A 19,201-nucleotide genomic window follows, 5' to 3' on the forward strand; every position below is an offset into this window, starting at 1 on the left:
GGGCCCCGTGGCTAGCCGCGGGCGGCCTTCTTGCGCTCGTGCTCCTTGAGCCAACGCTTGCGCACCCGGACCGATTCGGGGGTGACCTCGACCAGTTCGTCGTCGTTGATGAACTCCAGCGCCTGTTCGAGCGTCATGCGCGTGGCCGGGGTGAGCTGGATGTTCTCGTCCGTACCCGCCGCGCGCACGTTAGTGAGCTGCTTAGCTTTCTGGACGTTGACGGTGAGATCATTCTCGCGCGAATGGATGCCCACGACCATGCCTTCGTAGACCTCGTCGTTAGGCCCGACCATCATTTCGCCCCGATCCTGCAGATTGAAGATCGCGAACGCCACGGCCTTGCCCGGCGCATTGGCGATCAGCACGCCTTTATTGCGCTGACCGATGGCCGCATTGCCGAGCTTGCCGTAGTGATCGAACACATGGGTGACGATGCCGGTGCCCGAGGTCAGGCTCATGAACTCGGTCTGGAAACCAATCAGGCCCCGCGACGGAATCATAAATTCCAGCCGGGTCCGGCCCTTGCCGTCCGGCACCATGTTCTGGAGCTGGCCGCGACGGTGCTGGATGTTTTCGATGACCGAACCCTGGTGGTCGTCCTCGACATCGCACATCAGCAGCTCGTAGGGCTCCTGAATTTCGCCGTCGACCTCGCGGGTGACCACTTCCGGGCGCGAGACCGACAGCTCGTAGCCTTCGCGGCGCATGGTCTCGAGCAGCACCGACAGATGCAGCAGGCCGCGGCCGGAGACCTTGAAGCGATCCGCATCGCCGCCTTCCTCGACGCGCAGGGCCACGTTGGACTTGAGTTCACGCGCGAGCCGCTCGCGGATCTGGCGCGAGGTCAGATAGCTGCCGTCCTTGCCAGCCAGGGGCGATTTGTTGACCTCGAAGGTCATGCTCATGGTCGGCTCGTCGACCGTCAGCGCCGGCAGCGACTCGGGCTGGGCCGGGTCGCAGAGCGTGTCCGAGATATCCAGATCGTTCATGCCGGTCAGAGCGACGATATCGCCGGCCTGGGCTTCGTCGACTTCGACCCGGTTCAGCCCCAGAAAGCCGAATACATTGGCCACCCGTGCGTTGCGGGTGCCGCCTTCGCGGTCGACGATGGTGACGTTGCTCGAGGGCTTGATGGTGCCACGGGCGATCCGGCCGATACCGATCTGGCCGACGAAGCTGTTGTAGTCCAGCGTGGTGATCTGCATCTGGAACTTGCCGTCCAGGTTCACCGGCGGGGCAGCAACGTTGCCGGTGATGGTCCGGAACAACGGCAGCATGTCGCCTTCGCGCACCGACTCCTCCATACCGGCATAGCCGCCGATCGCCGACGCATAGACCACCGGGAAGTCGAGCTGCTCCTCGGTCGCGCCGAGGGAGTCGAACAGATCGAAGGTTTCGTTCAGCACCCAGTCCGGGCGGGCGCCGTCGCGGTCGATCTTGTTGATGACCACGATCGGGTTCAGGCCTAGCTCGAAGGCCTTGCCAGTGACGAAGCGGGTCTGGGGCATCGGCCCATCGACCGCATCGACCAGCAGCAGGACCGAGTCGACCATCGACAGCACGCGCTCGACTTCACCCCCGAAGTCGGCGTGGCCCGGGGTATCGACGATGTTGATGTGGTACACCTCGTCGGATTCCGGGTCGCGCCATTCGATGGCCGTGTTCTTCGACGTGATCGTGATACCGCGTTCTTTTTCCAGATCGTTGGAGTCCATGATCCGGTCGGCGACGTCGTCGCGGGCGTCGAAGGTGCCCGACTGACGGAGCAGGCAGTCCACGAGCGTGGTCTTGCCGTGGTCGACGTGGGCGATGATCGCGATGTTGCGAAGGTTATCGATCATGTAAAGGCCGGCGCTTTGGAAAACGCGCCATTATCGAGTATCAAAGCGCCTACGGCTAGCCGAAAGTCGTAATCGATTGGGAAAAATTCCGAACGGCCGATTCGTTTCATGATGCAGTTATGCCACGATAGTCGAATGAGCGAATCGAGTCAGCAGCGCCCGCCACGCTATCTGGAACGCGGCACATCCGAGTATTGGAAGGTCAATCTAGCCCTGTTCGCGGCCGGTTTCGCGACGTTCTCTTCCATGTATTCGGTCCAGCCGCTCATGCCGATGTTCTCGCAGACCTTCGGTGTGTCGGCTGCGGTATCGAGTCTGTCGCTGTCGGTGACCACGGGGGTGCTCGCCTTCACTCTGTTCATCGCTGGGCTCATGTCTGGCGCGATCGAGCGCAAAACCGTGATGACTGCGTCGCTGTTCGGCTCGGCCATGTTGTCGCTGGTGGCTGCCATTGCCCCCGGTTGGGCGACTTTACTGGCGGCCCGGGCGCTGGAGGGTATCGCCCTGGGCGGCGTACCAGCGCTGGCGATCGCCTACTTGTCCGAGGAGATCAAGCCGGCAGATCTGGGTACTGCCACCGGCCTGTATATCGGCGGCACCGCCTGTGGCGGTATGGGCGGCCGGGTGATCGCCGGCCTGATCGCCGAGGTCTTCGGCTGGCGCATAGCGATCGCCGCTCTGGGCGTGATCGGCTTCGTGGCCGCGGCGGTTTTCGTCTGGCTGTTGCCGCGTTCGCGTAATTTTATGGCCCAGCGCGGCCTGTCGATTCGTGAGCATGCCGGTCCGGTGGTTGCGCATATGCGTCACCACGCGCTGCCCTGGGTATTTTTCTGCGGTTTTTTGTTCATGGGCGCGTTTGTTTCGGTCTACAACTATGTCGCTTATCGCCTGTCCGAGCCGCCGTTCGACCTCAGCCAAGGCGCGATCGGCGCGGTATTCGTCGTCTATATGCTGGGGATCGTGACTTCGGCGGTGGCTGGCAAGATCGCCGATCGGCGTGGCCGGCCGCCGGTGCTGGTATTCGCGATCGTGCTGATGGGGCTGGGCTTGGCGTTGATGTGGCCAGATTCGCTGATCGCGATCGTGGCGGGCATCGGGGTGCTGACGATCGGTTTCTTCGCTGGACATTCGACCGCCAGCGGGTGGGTCGGATTGTTGGCCGACCACGGCAAAGGGCATGCAGCCGGGCTGTATCTACTGGGTTACTACCTCGGCTCGAGCGTGGTCGGCTCGATCGGCGGCCTGTTCTGGTCCGGCTATGGCTGGGCTGGCGTGGCCAGCATGGTGGCCACGATCTTGGTGATTGGATTGGTCGTGACGATCCGGCTGACGCTCTGGCAGCGGCGTGAGGCCCGCCTGGCCGATTAAAGCCCGAACAGGGTCCGGTACAGCAGGAATACATTGAGGGCGATGATCGCAGTCGCCACGCCCCAAGCTGTCACGGTGGTGATACGGCGGTTGACCAGGCTGCCCATGAGTTGTCGATTCGAACAGAACATCAGCAGCGGAATCAGCGCGAAGGGGATGCCGAACGACAACACCACCTGGCTCATCACCAGGGCGGTGGTCGGATCCACGCCGACGGCGAGAATGATCAGCGCCGGTGCCATCGTCACCAAGCGACGCAGGAACAATGGGATCTGGCGGTTGATATAGCCCTGCATGACGATTTGGCCGCTCATCGTGCCGACCGAGGAACTGGAAAAGCCGCTAGCCAACAGGCCGACCCCGAACAGGATCGCCGCCAGACTGCCGGCGTGATTATCGAGCCGGGCAAAGGCGCCCTCGAGCGTGGAGACGACATCGCCGCTGTTGTGAAACAGACCGGCTGCCATGACCAGCATAGCGCCGTTGATCAGCCCGGCTACGCCCATAGCGATCAGAATATCGACGAACTCGAAGCGAAAGATCCGGCGCCGCTCGGCTTCGTCGCGGCCGATCACGCGGCGCTGGGTCAGCGCCGAATGCAGATAGATCACATGCGGCATGACGGTCGCGCCTAGAATGCCGGCAGCCAGCATCAGGCTGTTGGTTCCGGCCAGGGTCGGCACGAACAGACCTGCCAGCAGATCCGAGCCATCCGGCTTGGCGATCCAGACTTCGTAGCCGAACGAGACCACCACCACCCCGACCAGTACCGTGATACCGGCTTCCAGAGGGCGAAAACCGCGCCGTTGAAGCTCGAGCAGGGCAAACGAGAAGATTCCGGTGATCACTGCCGCCGGAAACAGCGGAATACCGAACAGCAGATGTAGTCCGAGGGCGCCGCCGATGAACTCGGCCAGATCGGTGGCAATCGCGATGAATTCGGCTTGAATCCAAAGCCCGATGGTGACCGGTTTGGAGAAGCGCTCGCGGGCCACCTCAGGCAGGTTGCGGCCGGTGGCGATGCCCAGCTTGGCCGACATCGACTGGATCAGTACCGCCATCAGGTTCGAGGCCAGCACCACCCAGAGCAGCATATAACCATAGCTCGAGCCCGCCTGAATATTGGTCGCGAAATTGCCGGGATCGATATAGGCGACCGAGGCGATGAAAGCAGGGCCGAGAAAAGGCAGAAATCGCTTGATGCCGCGCTGTTCGCCGGCCAGTGCTGCCTGGGCAGCGCGTACGGTCGCGCCTTCGCCGGGCAGAAAATCGTTATCGACGTCGGTCGTGCTCATGCGGCACGGCTCCCTAAAATCGCGGTCTGCAATACGAATCGCTGCGGTGCTGGCCATAGGTCCCAACGGCGCGACTGGATGGTGGGCACGCTGATAATCAGCCCATATTGCAAAAATAAGCCATGGCTAAAATTTACTGCTGATTGTGATTCCGGCGCAAGCCCGGGAGCGAAAACGATGGAAAGACACGCCGAACCCGGTATTGGCCGTGACGCGTTCCGAGCGCTGCGGCAGACCATGAGCCAGTCGTTATAATCCGCGCATGACCGCCGACTCTAACTCTCAGTTGCCGCTGGTGATCGCCGGGCCGATTCTGCGTCGTGTGGACTCCGGCCGGCTCGGCTTGTGGCTCGTGACGCGTGACCGCGATGCGCTCGAGCTCGCCCTATATCGCGAACGGGACGGGCAGGGCACGATCGCGGACGACCGGATCGCTCTGGCGCCGTACGATCGCGTGGTTGCGGTGGGCACGACCGCGTTCGTGCATCTGATCGACGTCGATCTAGAGGCCGCCGGGCGGGCCCCATTGCCGCTCGACTCACCGGTCGGCTACGACCTGCGCTGTGGCGACCGAATGGCCTCGCTGGCCGAGGCCGAGCCCGGCCTATGTTACGACGGCGACGTCCGACCGCGATTCGTCGTCCGGCAACATCTGGAGCATGTACTGCACGGCTCTTGCCGGCGTCCGCACCACGACTCGCCCGATGGCATGACTCGCGCCGACCAGTGGCTGGCTGCGCGGCGACCCAAGCCGGCGGACTGGCCGGGGCAGCTGCTTCTGACCGGCGACCAGATCTATGCCGACGACGTAGCCGGACCGATGCTGGCCGCGATTCATCAAACCATCGAGCGGCTGGGGCTCTGGCCGGAAGACTTGCATGGCGCGACTGTCAGCGATAGTGCCGCGCTGTATGCCAGTGCCTATACCTATTACCAGCGCGATGAACTACTGCCCCGCGAGCAGGGGACCACGCTCCTGCGCGAGCGGTTTTTCGGTGGCAAACGCAAGCCGGTATTCAGCTCGGCCAGCTCGGGCAATCATCTGATCACGTTTGCCGAAGTGATGGCGATGTATCTACTGACCTGGTCGGATGTGCTCTGGCGAGAACTGACCGTCGAAACGCCCGCGCTGTCCGACGAACGGGCTAAACGCTATAGCGCGGAACAGCGCGTCATCGAGGCTTTCGTGCGGCAGTTGCCAGGAGCACGGCGTCTGATGGCCAATGTGCCGACGGCCATGATCTTCGATGATCACGATATCACCGACGACTGGAACCTCACGGCAGACTGGGAAGAATCGGCCTATGGCCATCCGTTTTCTCGTCGCATCATCGGCAATGCCTTGATTGCCTATACGATCTGTCAGGGCTGGTCGAACCGGCCGGAGGCCTTTGCACCGCGGCTGGACGAACCATTGATGCGCTTTGCCGAGGACCCGAGCGCCCAGCATCAGGATCGATTGATTGATGCACTGCTGGATTTCGATGTCTGGCACTACACGATCGAAACCGATCCGCCGGTGCTGGTACTGGATACCCGGATGCATCGCTGGCGTCGTTCGCGCAAGCCCGACCGGCCTTCGGGGCTGATGAACTGGGAAGCGCTGACCACCATGCAGAACGATCTGATCGGCCGCTCGAGCGCGATCATCGTCTCGGCGGCACCGGTTTTCGGCGTTAAACTGATCGAAAACGTCCAGCGTGTGTTCACCTGGTTTGGCAAGCCGTTGATGGTCGATGCCGAGAACTGGATGGCGCATCGGGGCGCCGCCGTAGCGATGCTGCAGATTCTTAGCCACCGTCGTACGCCGGAAAACTTCACGATTCTGTCGGGTGACGTGCATTATTCTTTTGTCTACGACGTCAGGCTACGTTTCGCCCGGACCCGGCAACAGATCTGGCAGGTCGTCAGCTCCGGGGTGAAAAACGAATTTCCGGCATCGCTGCTGCTCTGGTTCGACCGACTCAATCGCTGGCTGTATTCGCCGAAATCGCCTCTGAACTGGTTCACCAAACGCCGCCGTCTACGGGTATCGCCACGCCAGCCTCACCGCCTCGACTCGAATCGTCGGCTGGTCAATCAGGCCGGCATGGGTTATGTACGGTTTAATGATATCGGTCAGCCGATCGAGATCATTCAGCTCGGGGCCGATGGACAAGATACGCGCTTCGACGAGACCGAATACATCGAAACCTAGGTCGGGTCGCGGCAGCCATTCATACAAGCGGACACTTTGTTATGAAAAACATGATCACCGGCCGGTGCGCGCGCTATGCGGTAACCACGCTCAGCTTGGCGCTGGCCCTGCCGATGGCGGCTCAGGCCGCCGAACAGCTCACCCAGGCCGATACCAACAAGGATGGCAAGATCAGTCGGGCCGAGGCCAAGGCGGCCCAGAGCCGATCGTTCGAGCGTCTGGACAGCAACGGCAACGGCCAACTCGATCGACAGGAATTCGACAAGGGCCAGCCGGGTCTGCCGGCCAATGCCGATGCGCAGGACAAGCAGCGTCGTCAAAGCATTATCACGGGCTGGTTCGACAATATCGATAGCAACGGCGACGGCAAGATATCGGAATCGGAGTATCAACAGGCAGTTGCGCCGTATTTCGACCGTATGGACAGCAATGGCGACGGCTCGATATCCAGCGACGAACTCAAAAAGGCGTTCCACAACGCCCGGCCTGGCAGCCAGCAGAGCGGTTCGAACTAGAGTTTTGGGGTCTCGTACAAGCTCGCGACGGACTGCTGTGGCTGGCACGCGGCAGGACCGTCTTGGTTTGAGCAGGATACGGCTAAAACTAAGACGGGCGGCATGAGCCGGGTTTGCCCCCGGCCAAGCGCGAGCGGCGACTGCTTATCGGATCGGCTCTCGGCGAGCGGCGCGGGCTTGCACGACACAAAATACTTTCGAGGCCTGTCAACGCTGGTACAGGTCGGCGTCGCAGCTTACGCAAGCGCGTAGGTCGAAGCCGGCCGGTCGTGGTATTAGCGCCGCACGCCGGCCCGTTTAGCCCTGGATGCCGATGCAGCTGGCCGGCCGTTTGCCCGCCAAGAGGGCGAATCGTTGTCGGCGGCTGCGTGCTCGCGAGAGCGGTTCGGTCGAGTGCGCCTCAGGCGGGAGCACCCAGCGCCGCTCGAAGTTGCAGGGCGCTTGTGTCCAATACTTTGTTGGCTCGTTTCACACCGCCGGCAAAATTCAAAAAGCCGTGGATAAGACTGGGCTCGCGATGGGTTTCGACGCGCACCCCGGCGGTTTCGAGCAGGGCGCCATAGGCTTCGCCTTCGTCGCGCAGCGGGTCGAAGCCGGCCGTTACGATCCATGCCGGCGGAGCGTTGTCGGCGGCGCCGTGCAGCGGCGACAGCCAGGGATCGCGTTTATCGTGGTCTTTAGGAATATAGTGATCCTCGAACCAGTCCATAGAGGCTTTTTCCAATAAAAAGCCTTCGGCGAACCGGTCCTTGGATGGTTTATCTTCGGCGAAATCGACCACTGGATAGAACAGCACCTGATAACAGGGCGCGGTCGCATCGTGGCGCGTTTGTTGGGCCACGACCGCAGCCAGGTTGCCGCCGGCGCTATCGCCGACTACGGCCAGACGCTGGGCATCCACCGACAGCGCTTCGGCGCGTGCAACGATATCGCGAAACGCAGCCACCGCGTCGCGTGCCGCAGCCGGGGCCGGGTGCTCCGGCGCCAGCCGGTAGTCGACGGCGATAACGACTGCCTGGGCCCGATCGGCCAGCGCTCGGCAAATGCCGTCATGCGTATCCAGGTCGCCGAGCACGAAACCGCCGCCGTGGTAAAACACGATCGCCGGCGACGGGCTCGGGCAGCCCTCGGGTTTGTAGTAGCGCCCGGCCAGCGGGCCGTCCGGCGTATCGAGCTGGATTTCGTGGGCATCGACCTCGCCGTCGACCTGCGGGGCCAGCATCTGCGATTGGGCAACCATCTGGCGCCGTTCTTCGGCCACGGCCCGGCTGCCCAGCGTTGCACCGCGCATACGCATGATCTTGAGCAGCAGCTGGCATTGCACGTCTAGCGTTTGCCCATCGCGTACGATAGGCCGACCCGCCATGATGCGTAGCAGCGCAGCCGGCAATCCGAGCATGCCGCGAGCCGCGCCCGCTTCGAAGGATTGATTGGTAGACGCCATACGAAAATCCTCTCGGACCGCTGGAGTGCCGAATGCACCGTTCCATCAAGCGCGCCGACGCCGGAGGCCGGCGTTTTTAGCAGCTGAGAACGGGCCAGGCGCTATCGACTGGTTTGATCTTCGTGGATCGCCTCGATAGCGCGGTCGTGAATAGGTTAACGGCCATTGCCGACCCGGGCCATCGTGTGTATCAACGCCGAAAGCCGACTTCCAGCGTGTAATAGTCGATATCGAGCTCGGCCAGTGGTTTGCGCAGTTTGGCCAGCTCGACTTCGGGGCCGTGCAATTCCATACGCGTGACCGTAGCGATCTGCTGGGCGCGCTCGAATAACGCGCCGACGTTGTTCAGATGCGCCAGAAATGCATCGCCGTCGGCATAGCCTTCACGGCACAGCGCCTGCTGACCGGCAAAGCAGAAACCGTAATACAGACAACCCGGTTCGTTGGCCGTGGCCGCCAAGAATTCTTCGACCAAAGCACGAAACTCGTCCATCCGCTCGGACGGGATATCGAAATAGGGGGTGAAAGAGACCCCGGTATCGCTCAACTCAGCCATGGATTGCTACCGTTTGGATGATGAAATATCACGACCTGCACTGTATCGGCTCGATCGATGTGGCGCCAGACAGGCATTGCCGCTACGAGCGCAGCGAGACGCATCGGGCCGCCGGCGAGGCTACAGCCGGGGCGCAGCCGTCAATCCGCGACCGGCTCGTCGCGCCAGCCGTAGCGGTCCAGGTCGATACGGCCGCCAATGAAAACCACGCCTTCGTCTTCCAGGCGTCGGCGCTGAGCCAGGCTGGATGTGCTGTCGGCCGGCAATGAAATTCGGCCCTGGGCGTTGATGACGCGATGCCAGGGCAGGCCCGATGGACAGCGATGCATGGCATAGCCGATCTGGCGGGCAGCTTTCGGGCGACCGACCAAGCGGGCGATCTGACCGTAGGTGGCCACGCGCCCGGCCGGAATCCGGCGAACGATAGCGAAAATGCGTTCGTGCGACAGCGGGGTACTCATGGCCGAGAGCATGCCAGAGCAGACAACACCCTGCCGCTGGCGTAGGCTGGGCGCCATGCAATATCTGACCCTACCTTGTGGCGAAACCGTGCCGGCGATCGGTCAGGGTACTTGGTTTATCGGCGACGACCCGGCCGCGCGCGAAACCGAGATCAGCGCTCTGCGCGCCGGTATCGATGCCGGTATGACCTTGATCGATACCGCGGAAATGTATGGCAGCGGCCGCTCGGAACGACGGGTCGGCGAGGCGATTGCCGATCGTCGCGACGCGGTTTTCCTGGTAAGCAAGGTGTTGCCCAGCAATGCTGGCTTCGAAGATACGATCGCGGCCTGCGAAGCCAGCCTGCACCGTTTGGGCACCGATCGTCTCGATTTGTATCTGCTGCACTGGCAAGGTGGTGTGCCGTTCGAGGAGACCGTCGCGGCCTTCGAGCGGTTACAGGCCGACGGCAAGATCCGTCACTACGGGATAAGCAATCTCGATCTGGCCGCGACCCAGGCGTTTGTGCACGCCGGTGGCGCGGCTGCCCAGACCAATCAGCTGCTCTACAATCTTAATCAGCGTGGTATCGAGTGGGAGTTGCTGGACTGGCTGCAACAGGCTGGCATGGTGACTATGGCTTACTCGCCGTTCGACGGTGGTCGGCTAGCCCAGCACCCTGGGCTGAGCGATTTCGCCGCCCAGCGCGATATGACGGCCGGTCAGGCAGCCTTGGCTTGGCTGCTGCACCGGCAGGGCGTGATGCCGATTCCCAAGTCGGCGCATCCACAGCGTGTGCTTGAAAACGCCGCTGCTGCGGACATCGAATTCTCGGCTGCCGATTTGGCCGAGTTCGACGAGTTGTTCGCGCCACCTGACGGGCCTGAACCGCTGCAGATCTACTAGACGCATTCACGGGATTCGCCTACAGGGCGTCATTCATAGCGCTGGTGAGCCTGCGGTGGCGTGACTCGGTAGGCGCGATGGGCGGGCCTGTTCGCCAGACAGACACCCGCTGTGATCGTCCGCTGGCCTAGCCAGGCCAGGGGACGCGCCCGAGGCCCCAATGGCAACGGAGCCTCGGCTGCGACTGCGCCGCTCGCGCCGCTAGATTTCGACCCGCAGACCGAGTTCGATGACGCGATCTGGTGGGACCTTGTAATACGAGGTGGGCTGGATCGCGTTACGCGACATATAGGCGAACAGTTTTTCCCGCCAAAGCATCATGCCGGGGACTTCATCGGTGGGAATGATGGTTGCGCGACCAACATAGTAGGTCACCTGATCGGTATCGATTTCGATACCGAACTGCTCGCAGAGTCGTACAGCGACCGGCACATTGGGGTTCTGCATAAAGCCGTAGCGCGCGAAAACGCGATACACGCCTTCGCCGAGGTCGTCGATCTCGAGCCGGTCCGAAGCCGGAATGCGGGGTACGTCTTCGGTGCGTACGGTCAGCAGCAGCACCCGCTCGTGCAGTACTTGGTTATGCTCGAGGTGATGCAACAGCATCGGCGGCGTGCCGGCATCGCTGCTGGTCAAAAAGATCGCCGTGCCGGGCACGCGGGTGGTGTTCTCGGTGGCCAGGTCGTCGATGAATTCGTTCAGTGGCACCGGTTCGTCCTCGGTCAGGCGCTGGGCCAGTAGTTCCCGGCCGCGCCGCCAGGTCGCCATCAAGGTGAAGACCACGATCGCGGTGGCCACCGGGAACCAGCCGCCATGCGGAATCTTGAGCATATTGGCGCCAAAAAACGGCAGGTCGATCAGTAGAAACAGGATCGTGACCGGTGCGGCTACCGCCAGCGACCAGCCCCAGCGTTCGCGCATGATGAAGAACACCAGTACCGAGGTGATGGTCATAGCAAAGGAAATACCCACGCCGTAGGCCCAGGCCAGGTTGGTCGAACTGCCGAAGCCGATCACCAGCGCGATGGTGGCCACCATCAGCAGCCAGTTCAGGGTCGGCACATAAATCTGACCGTATTCCTCGGAGGAGGTCTGGAACAGCCGCATCGGCGGCAGCTGGCCCAGCTGGACGGCCTGACGGGTCAGCGAAAACGCACCGGAGATCACAGCCTGGGAGGCGATCACGGTCGCAACCGTGGCCAGGACCACCAGCGGGTACAATGCCCAGTCCGGCGCCAGGTGGTAGAAAGGCTGACTAGCCGACTGGCCCGGAGCATTGATCATCATCGCGCCCTGGCCAAAGTAATTCAGCAGCAGGGCCGGTAGCACCAGCCCGAACCAGGCGAGCTGAATCGGGCGACGTCCGAAATGGCCCATATCGGCGTACATCGCCTCGCCGCCAGTAACCACCAGAAATACCGCGCCCAGTACCACGAAACCGGTCCAGTGGTTCCGCAGGAAGAAATCCACGGCATGCCCAGGGTTGATCGCCGCCAGTACCCCGGGTTCGTGCACAATGCCGTAGACGCCAAGCACGGCGAGCGTGCTGAACCAAACAATCATCACTGGCCCGAAGAATCGGCCGACCGCCTCGGTGCCCCGGCTTTGAATAGCGAACAGCGCAATCAGAATGGCGATCGTGATGGGGATGACGTAGGGTTCGAATACATTGGTCGCGACATTCAGACCCTCGACCGCGCTGGACACCGAGATCGCAGGCGTGAGCATGAAGCTGCCATAGAGCAGGGCACTGCCGAATACGCCGAGCTTGAGCAACAGTTTGGAATGGTTGCCGGCATCTGGTCGCCAGGGATTGAGCAGGGCGACCAGGGCCAGCATGCCGCCTTCGCCGTTGTTGTTCGCCCGGGTGACGAACAGCATGTATTTGGTCGACACGACCAGTAGCAGTGCCCAGAAGATCAGCGACAGAATACCGATGATGTTGGCATTGCTGGGCACGATATGGCTCGAGCCCCGGAAGCATTCGCGCAGTGCATACAGCGGGCTGGTGCCGATATCGCCATAGGACACCCCGAGGGCGCCGAGCGACAGGGCAAAAAGTCGTCCGGTGCCGACCGAGGTTTCTTCTTTTTCGCTGCTCTCGGCCTGCTCTTCTGGAGAATGGGCCTGGGCGATCTGTTCTTGTTCGCCTTTTTCGGCTTTGTGTTGATCCCGGGTCGATGCGTTATCCGACGGGTCTTGCTCTTCGGTATCCGAGGTATCGCTCGTCATGCCACGCCATTCCTTTTGAAGGGCCCGGGTCGCTGTGGAAAGCCGACCGGCTTGATCGTTGTCTACAGGATACTATCGGAATGCGTTTTAGTTGCCGGCGGTCATAAGGTTGTCGCCCACGTTGGGCTTATTTAGAGCGAGTGCTAGCCTATACCATATGCATGAGTTGGCTTTACGGGTGGTGCAGCGCAGCGATCTGCCCGACATCATTTCGCTTTATGCCCAGCCAGACATGGACGGCGATGCCGTACTGTCGCTCGACAAGGCTGAACGGCTCTATGCTCGCATCCAGCGCTATCCAGACTACGAGTTGTATATCGCGGAACGCGAGGGTCGGACGGTCGGCAGTTATGCGCTGCTGATCATGGACAATCTGGGGCATGGCGGCACGCCCTCGGCGGTGATCGAGGACGTCGTGGTCGAGCCGGCATCCCAGAGCCAGGGTATCGGACGCGCGATGATGCAGCATGCGATCGAAATCGCGCGGGGCAGGGGCTGTTACAAGATCGTGCTGTCATCCAATCTGGCGCGCGAGGCGGCCCATGCTTTTTATGAGTCGTTGGACTTCGAAAAGCATGGCTACAGCTATCGCATCCGCTTTGATGGCGATCCAAAAGAAGGCCAATGATCGGTCTGGGCGGCGTTAGCGGAAATCCCGCGACCGGGTCTCGAGATGGCCAAGCCGAGGGGTCTCGTCGATGATTTGATGGGCTAGACAGTGGGTCACCTGGCCGGCGCGCTGCATGACGCCGGCCACGCGCAGCATCCGGGCCGAGAGCACCGCGATGCGGTGCCGGGCCAAAGTTTGGCGTCTAACGATAATGTTCACGACCCCGGTCTCGTCCTCGATCGTGATGAATGTTACGCCCTTGGCGCTACCGGGGCGTTGGCGCATGGTGACGATGCCGGCCACCTGGGCGGCCACTTCATGATCCAGCGCGTTGAAGCGCTGTGCGCTGACGCAGCCCAGGCGCGCCAGATCCGAACGCAACAGGGCTAGAGGATGGCGGCGTAGCGTCAGCCCCGTGCTGTGATAGTCGGCCACGATATTGGCGGCTTCGCTCGGCTGGTTCAGTGCAATCTCGGGCTCGGGAGTGTCGATTTCGGCGAATAAATCGTCATGAACCGCGGCGGCTGCGGTCTGCCACTGCGCTTGGTGTCGGTTGCCGGCCAATCCGGCGAGCGCATCGGCCCGAGCCAGGGCGCTGCGTTGGCGGCTGTCCAGGCGAGCGCGCGAGGCCAGGTCGGCGAGACTGGCGAACGGGCGCTGGCATCGAGCTCGGGCGATACGGGCCGCCGCTGATTCGGCGAGGCCCTTGACCTGACAGAAGCCAAGCCGCAATGCGGCTGGATCGTCATTGCCGGCCGGCATGCCCGGGGTCGATTCCAGCGTGCAGTGCCACTCGGAAAAACGGACATCCGGTGGCCGAACCTCGATCCGATGATTGCGAACATCTCGCACGATCTGGGCCGGTGCATAAAACCCCATGGGCTGACTGTTGAGCAGAGCCGCCGCGAAAGCCGCTGGATAGTGGCACTTCAAGTAGGACGAAACATAGACCAGCAGCGCGAAGCTCACAGCATGCGATTCGGGGAAGCCATAGCTGCCGAAGCCCTTGATCTGTTCGAAGATACGATCGGCGAAAGCTTCATCGTAACCCCGCTCGCGCATGCCTGATTTGAGCCGTTCGCGCCAGGGTTCCAGGCCGCCCTGTTTTTTCCAGGCCGCCATCGACTGGCGCAGGCCGTTGGCTTCTTCCCCGTCGAAGCCGGCCGCGACCATGGCGATCTTCATGACCTGTTCCTGAAAGATCGGCACGCCTAGCGTACGTTCCAGCACGCCGCGCAGCGCTTCGCTGGGGTATTCGATAGTCTCTCGAGGCTGGCTGCGGGCCTTGAGATAGGGATGCACCATGCCGCCCTGGATCGGCCCGGGGCGAACGATGGCGACCTCGATCACCAGGTCGAAGAAAGTCTGCGGCCGTAGGCGCGGCAGCATGCTCATTTGGGCACGGGATTCGATTTGGAACACGCCGACCGTATCGGCGTCCTGGATCATGGCATAGGTTGGCTCATCGTCGGCCGGCAGGGCCGCCATGCTCAAACGCTGTCCGGTCTGGCCTTCGATCAGATCGAAGCAGCGCCGTATGCAGGTGAGCATGCCCAGCGCCAGAACGTCGATCTTCATCAGGCCAACGGCTTCGAGGTCGTCCTTGTCCCATTGAATGATGGTGCGGTCCGCCATGGCTGCTTTTTCGACCGGCACAATTTCTTCGAGCATTCGATTGCTGAGCACGAATCCGCCGACGTGCTGCGACAGATGCCGGGGAAAACCGAGCAAAGTATCGACCAGTATCAGGATCTGATGCAGCAGTTGGGCATCGACGCGCACGCCGCGTTGGTCGAGCTGTTCGGCGAGGCTGCCGTCATCGGTACGGCGTGAGAGTTCGCCGGCGAGAGTATCGACCTGATCGGGCGTCAGCCCCATGGCACGACCGATATCGCGCATAGCGCTGCGCGGTCGATAACGGATGACGGTCGCTGCCAGAGCGGCTCGGGAGCGGCCATATTCGGCATAGATGTGCTGAATGACTTCTTCGCGTCGTTCATGTTCGAAGTCCACATCGATATCCGGCGGTTCATTACGAGCCTCTGAAATGAACCGCTCGAAAAGCAGTTCGTGCCGGCTCGGGTCGACCTCGGTGATGCCGAGACAAAAGCAGACCACCGAGTTGGCCGCCGAACCGCGGCCCTGACACAGAATGCCTTGGCTGCGGGCATAGCGAACGATGTCGTAAACGGTCAGGAAATAATGTGGGTAGTCGAGCCGGTGGATGATCTCGATTTCACGCTCGATCTGATCGCGCACTGATCTGGAAATGCCCTGGGGCCAGCGGCTTAGGATGCCTTCTTCAACCTTTTTTCTTAAGAAATCGGTTGAAGTCAGCCCTTCGGGTAGTACCTGGGCAGGGTAGTCATAGCGGATCTGGCGGAGGTCGAAGGTGCAGGTTCGAGCGATGTTCACAGTCTCGCGCAGAGCCTCAGGAGGATAGAGCGAGGCGAGGGTGGCCAGTGGTCGTAGATACCGTTCACCATTGGCAGCCAGCGCATGGCCGGCGTTTGAGACTGTCGTGCCCAGGCGCAGCGCCGTAAAGACATCTTGCAACGCACGGCGAGAGCGGCTGTGCATATAGACGTCGCCCACCGCTACGATTGGCAAACCATACTGAAGGCGCAGCGAATTCAAGCGTTCCACGTGGAAAATATCTTGAGCGCGGCGGTGTCGGGCCAGTGCCAGGCGCGTATTGCGTGGGTAGTGAATAGCAAGCCAGCCAAGCAGGTCGTACAAGGCCAGAGTCTTGGGGCATCCATGATCCGGCAGCACGAGCAACCAGCATTCATCGAGCACGTATCTATCCAGATCGGACCGGGTCAGGCAGTAGCCTCCTTTATTGGCCTGTTGGCGTCCTCTTGTGATCAGGCGGCAAAGCTGGGTATACCCGTGATGATTACGTGCCAATACCACCAGGGTCGGGCCTTCGGCCAAGCTGAACCGTGTGCCGAGAATTAAGGTCAGGCCATAGCGCTCGGAAGCGAGTAGCCCACGTACGGCGCCAGCGAGGCTGCACTCGTCGGTCAATGCCAATGCCGTATATCCGAGTTCGGCCGCACGTTGAATGAGCTCTTCGGGATGAGAAGCGCCTTTCTGAAAAGAAAAATTGCTTATGCAACAAAGCTCTGCATATTTTATTTCATGTTTTTTATTAAGTTTAGTCATTGCGTGCTAGGCATTTCTGCGTACGGCTTGGCAGGCGTTATCACCCGAACAGGCCGTGCAGATAGTAGTGTTCTGTGCCGTGGCAGGCGGCCTGTAGGTCTTGGAATACCCAGACCAGTCGGCCATGGCTGTCGATCGCCCGGTAGTAGTCGCGGCGTTGGCCTTGATCCCACCAACCACTTTCGATCCGCTCGGGACCGCTGATCCAGGTCAGGGCGGCCACGGTTCCGGCTGCGAGCGCTTCGGGCGGTTCGAGCAACCAGAACGGGCGTGGTGGCAGGGCGGTCTCGAACGAGGTACGGGTGATCTTGGCCGGGGCGTCGACCCAAAGACTGGCATGTTCCGGGCGATGATCAGCCGGCGCGGCCAGCCAGCAGACAGCCTCATGGCCGAGTCGGGCGCGAAGCCGGTCGAGTACGGCCGGCCAGGCGTCACCGGTCTGTTGTCCGGCTTGGCTCCAGAGGTGGGTCTGGTGATGATCTGCAGCGCGCAGGCGATCGCTGGTCAAGCCGATTTCCAAAACTGGAGCCGCCAGTTCAATCCGATCGAGGCGCTCGCGGGCGATACGCTCTAGATGCTCTGCTTGGTCGGAGGGCTTCACCAGCCGCAGGGCGATCGTCGTGCTCGGCAAGCGCTCGTGAACCAACTCCAGGCGCAGCGTCTGGATAACGCTGTCGGCGCCACGTAAAAATACCGCCAGTTCCTGGAAAATTCGGTGCAATACAAAGGCCAGCCCCTGGGTGCTTTCGACCGTGCTGCTGAGTTCATGATGTGTTCGGTAGCGGCAAGGCAAACGGTATAGAAGCAAGCCGTGGGGACGTCGCCCGCGCAGACGATCGATATAGTCAAGAAGCTCTGTGCCAAAGCGTCGTGCCAGCGCCGCCGGCGGCAGTGCCAGCAGCTCGCCGGTACGTCTGATACCGCAGGCTTTGAGTATGGCCCGAGTGCGTGGGGCCAGAGCAAGGCTGGTCAGCGGTAGGTTTTCCAGAGTCGTCCGATGGTGTCGTGAACGTCTGCTCCGGGCGAAAGCCAGTGCCGCCTGGGGGCTGTCGCCGACCCCAGCCGAAAACCGGTAGCCCAGGGCATTCAGATCGCGGCGAATACGGCCAAGCAGCGCCTGTCGGCCGCCGAACAGGCGCAGACTGGCGCCGATCTCGATGATCAAGCGGGCGCATTCTATGTTGTGGTCGGCGATCGCCCAATGCACATGGCTGCTGTACCCCCAGGCCCAGCCGGCCAGCCGCGCCATGGCTGCTTTTTCTGCGGCCGGGTGGCGCGCCAGTACTTCCGGATCGGCCAGGCGAAGGCGTGCTTCGGCCAGCGTCATGCGGTGTCGTACGCCGGCCTCCAGAGCAACGCTGTTGGCCGCGATCACGCATTGGCGCTGGGCGAGAGTTTCGATCACCAGCATCGGCGCAGTGCTATGCCGTGCGCGAGAATCCAGCGACCAGTGGGCAAAGCGTAGTGCCAACCACATGCGTCATCGAGGCGATGTCTGGGGATCGGCAGGCAGGGTCGTCGATCTCGAAAGGCGCGATCGTGCACGTACGTTATCGGTAGGATGCCCCAACGTGCCGGGCCGGGTTGGCTGCGTTATTTGGGCCCAGTACTCGTTGGCGGCTGTTGTCCGGGTCGCGGAGTAAGCGTTGTCGGCCATACCGGCCCAGGGTTGATCGCGGCCCGCGGAAAGGCCGGTGATACAGGCGCCGACTGGACCGCGGCATTTAATGATTTCGATTCGTTGATAGGCCCCCCGGCCCTGGATTGCCAACCGCAGTGCCGCTGGCGAACGATGGTTCGCATAGGCCAAGGGGCGATAGACGAATACCGGGCAGCCCGCTTTCTCACTGGCCAGCTGTAGACGCCGCAGATCGACAGTAGCCAAGGCCTCTGCCCATAGAATCAACCCGGAGAAGCCGCCGGCTGCAGCCAGCTGTTCGATACTCCATAGGCGCTGGCTGCTGTTCCGGCAACGGATTACCGGTACCCGGGAGCGATCGATACCAGCGGCATCGAGCGCCGGGGCGTTCATGCGATAGGGCGGATCGACGAAGACCAGGCGCCTATCCGGCTGCGCTTCCAACTGGGGCCGCAAGGCCTTCAGCACCAAACTCAGTTCGCCCTGACCAGGTTGCTCGACCAGGAACTCGGTGACTGCGGCCAGGGGGTAGCCGCCCCCGGGCAACACAGCATCGAGCCGAGCCCAGCCAGTGGACCAAGTCTCTGGGGTCGCTGCCCGGCTGGCACGGTGCAGGCCCCAGCGTTGCCAGCGTCGTTCTAGGCTCTGGGCGGTATCGGTCGAAGCGGTGAAGTCGGCATCGTTTTTCATACTGTATTTATATACAGTTAATATGCTTCTGACTACTCTCGATCGTTATCCCGACTGGCTTACGGCCACGATACTGATCCGTTGTGCTGGTTTAGGTTATTGCGAAAGCTTGAAAAAGATAAATCCGGAGGCTGTGTCCATCAGCGCGATCTTTGAGAGACGTTCGGCCGACCCAGCCGGTTTGGCTTTGGCTGCGCGCATACTGCCGGGCTACGAAGCCTCTAAAGAACCCTCTGGATCGGGCGATATGGGATATGCCTAAATTGTTTGGCGCACAATCTAAATGCGCCGGCCCCCGG

General features: G+C 61.8%; 15 protein-coding genes. 6 read left to right on the forward strand and 9 right to left on the reverse strand.

The window, feature by feature from the left end; all coding sequences use genetic code 11:
- Positions 1-11: 11 nt before the first annotated feature.
- The gene (typA, locus tag V5738_RS08460) at positions 12-1,841 is read right to left on the reverse strand and encodes a translational GTPase TypA (protein WP_423823980.1); all 1,830 of its coding nucleotides are present in this window, start codon (positions 1,839-1,841) and stop codon (positions 12-14) included.
- A gap of 135 nt (positions 1,842-1,976) precedes the next feature.
- On the opposite strand from typA, the gene V5738_RS08465 reads away from it, so the two are divergent.
- Positions 1,977-3,209 (forward strand): MFS transporter, encoded by a 1,233-nt coding sequence (locus V5738_RS08465; RefSeq protein ID WP_423823981.1) that lies wholly within the window; start codon positions 1,977-1,979, stop codon positions 3,207-3,209.
- Here the strand turns inward: V5738_RS08465 and V5738_RS08470 are convergent.
- Positions 3,206-4,504: an Nramp family divalent metal transporter gene (locus V5738_RS08470; RefSeq protein ID WP_423823982.1), complete on the reverse strand. Its 1,299-nt coding sequence runs from the start codon at positions 4,502-4,504 to the stop codon at positions 3,206-3,208. The two genes, V5738_RS08465 and V5738_RS08470, sit on opposite strands and share 4 nt — an antisense overlap.
- A 262-nt stretch (positions 4,505-4,766) precedes the next feature.
- On the opposite strand from V5738_RS08470, the gene V5738_RS08475 reads away from it, so the two are divergent.
- Positions 4,767-6,701, forward strand: a complete 1,935-nt coding sequence (locus tag V5738_RS08475) for an alkaline phosphatase family protein (protein WP_423823983.1) — start codon at positions 4,767-4,769, stop codon at positions 6,699-6,701.
- A 41-nt stretch (positions 6,702-6,742) separates the two neighbouring features.
- Positions 6,743-7,216 carry an EF-hand domain-containing protein gene (locus V5738_RS08480; RefSeq protein WP_423823984.1) on the forward strand — a complete coding sequence of 158 codons (474 nt, stop codon included), beginning with the start codon at positions 6,743-6,745 and terminating at the stop codon, positions 7,214-7,216.
- Positions 7,217-7,616: 400 nt separating this feature from the next.
- On the opposite strand, the gene V5738_RS08485 is transcribed toward V5738_RS08480, so the two are convergent.
- The 3 genes from V5738_RS08485 to V5738_RS08495 all read right to left on the reverse strand — a co-directional run bounded on the left by V5738_RS08485 (position 7,617) and on the right by V5738_RS08495 (position 9,677).
- Complete coding sequence (locus V5738_RS08485) at positions 7,617-8,660, reverse strand: alpha/beta hydrolase (RefSeq protein WP_423823985.1); 1,044 nt, start codon at positions 8,658-8,660, stop codon at positions 7,617-7,619.
- Between the two features lie 190 nt (positions 8,661-8,850).
- A complete protein-coding gene (locus V5738_RS08490; RefSeq protein ID WP_423823986.1) occupies positions 8,851-9,216 on the reverse strand; it encodes a putative quinol monooxygenase in 366 nt (121 codons plus the stop codon).
- Positions 9,217-9,356: 140 nt separating this feature from the next.
- On the reverse strand, positions 9,357-9,677 hold the full coding sequence (locus V5738_RS08495; protein ID WP_423823987.1) for an MGMT family protein: 321 nt from the start codon (positions 9,675-9,677) through the stop codon (positions 9,357-9,359).
- 55 nt (positions 9,678-9,732) lie between these two features.
- Here V5738_RS08495 and V5738_RS08500 point away from each other — a divergent pair, with 55 nt between their 5' ends.
- Positions 9,733-10,563: an aldo/keto reductase gene (locus tag V5738_RS08500; protein ID WP_423823988.1), complete on the forward strand. Its 831-nt coding sequence runs from the start codon at positions 9,733-9,735 to the stop codon at positions 10,561-10,563.
- A gap of 201 nt (positions 10,564-10,764) precedes the next feature.
- Here the strand turns inward: V5738_RS08500 and V5738_RS08505 are convergent, their stop codons facing one another.
- The gene (locus tag V5738_RS08505; RefSeq protein WP_423823989.1) at positions 10,765-12,795 is read right to left on the reverse strand and encodes a potassium transporter Kup; all 2,031 of its coding nucleotides are present in this window, start codon (positions 12,793-12,795) and stop codon (positions 10,765-10,767) included.
- Between the two features lie 157 nt (positions 12,796-12,952).
- On the opposite strand from V5738_RS08505, the gene V5738_RS08510 reads away from it, so the two are divergent.
- Entirely contained in the window at positions 12,953-13,423 is a 471-nt protein-coding gene (locus tag V5738_RS08510; RefSeq protein ID WP_423823990.1) for an N-acetyltransferase family protein, read from the forward strand.
- Between the two features lie 15 nt (positions 13,424-13,438).
- Here V5738_RS08510 and V5738_RS08515 read toward each other — a convergent pair whose 3' ends face one another.
- The 3 genes from V5738_RS08515 to imuA are packed head-to-tail and all read right to left on the reverse strand — an operon-like array spanning position 13,439 to position 18,902.
- A complete protein-coding gene (locus V5738_RS08515; protein ID WP_423823991.1) occupies positions 13,439-16,573 on the reverse strand; it encodes an error-prone DNA polymerase in 3,135 nt (1,044 codons plus the stop codon).
- A gap of 40 nt (positions 16,574-16,613) precedes the next feature.
- Positions 16,614-18,050 (reverse strand): Y-family DNA polymerase, encoded by a 1,437-nt coding sequence (locus tag V5738_RS08520; protein ID WP_423823992.1) that lies wholly within the window; start codon positions 18,048-18,050, stop codon positions 16,614-16,616.
- Positions 18,051-18,053: 3 nt separating this feature from the next.
- A complete protein-coding gene (gene imuA / locus V5738_RS08525; protein ID WP_423823993.1) occupies positions 18,054-18,902 on the reverse strand; it encodes a translesion DNA synthesis-associated protein ImuA in 849 nt (282 codons plus the stop codon).
- Between the two features lie 22 nt (positions 18,903-18,924).
- Here imuA and V5738_RS08530 point away from each other — a divergent pair, with 22 nt between their 5' ends.
- Positions 18,925-19,164, forward strand: coding sequence for a hypothetical protein (locus V5738_RS08530; RefSeq protein WP_423823994.1), 240 nt, complete (start codon positions 18,925-18,927; stop codon positions 19,162-19,164).
- The last annotated feature ends 37 nt before the right edge of the window (positions 19,165-19,201 follow it).

It is taken from the genome of Salinisphaera sp. SPP-AMP-43 (assembly GCF_049568105.1).
Lineage (GTDB): Bacteria > Pseudomonadota > Gammaproteobacteria > Nevskiales > Salinisphaeraceae > Salinisphaera.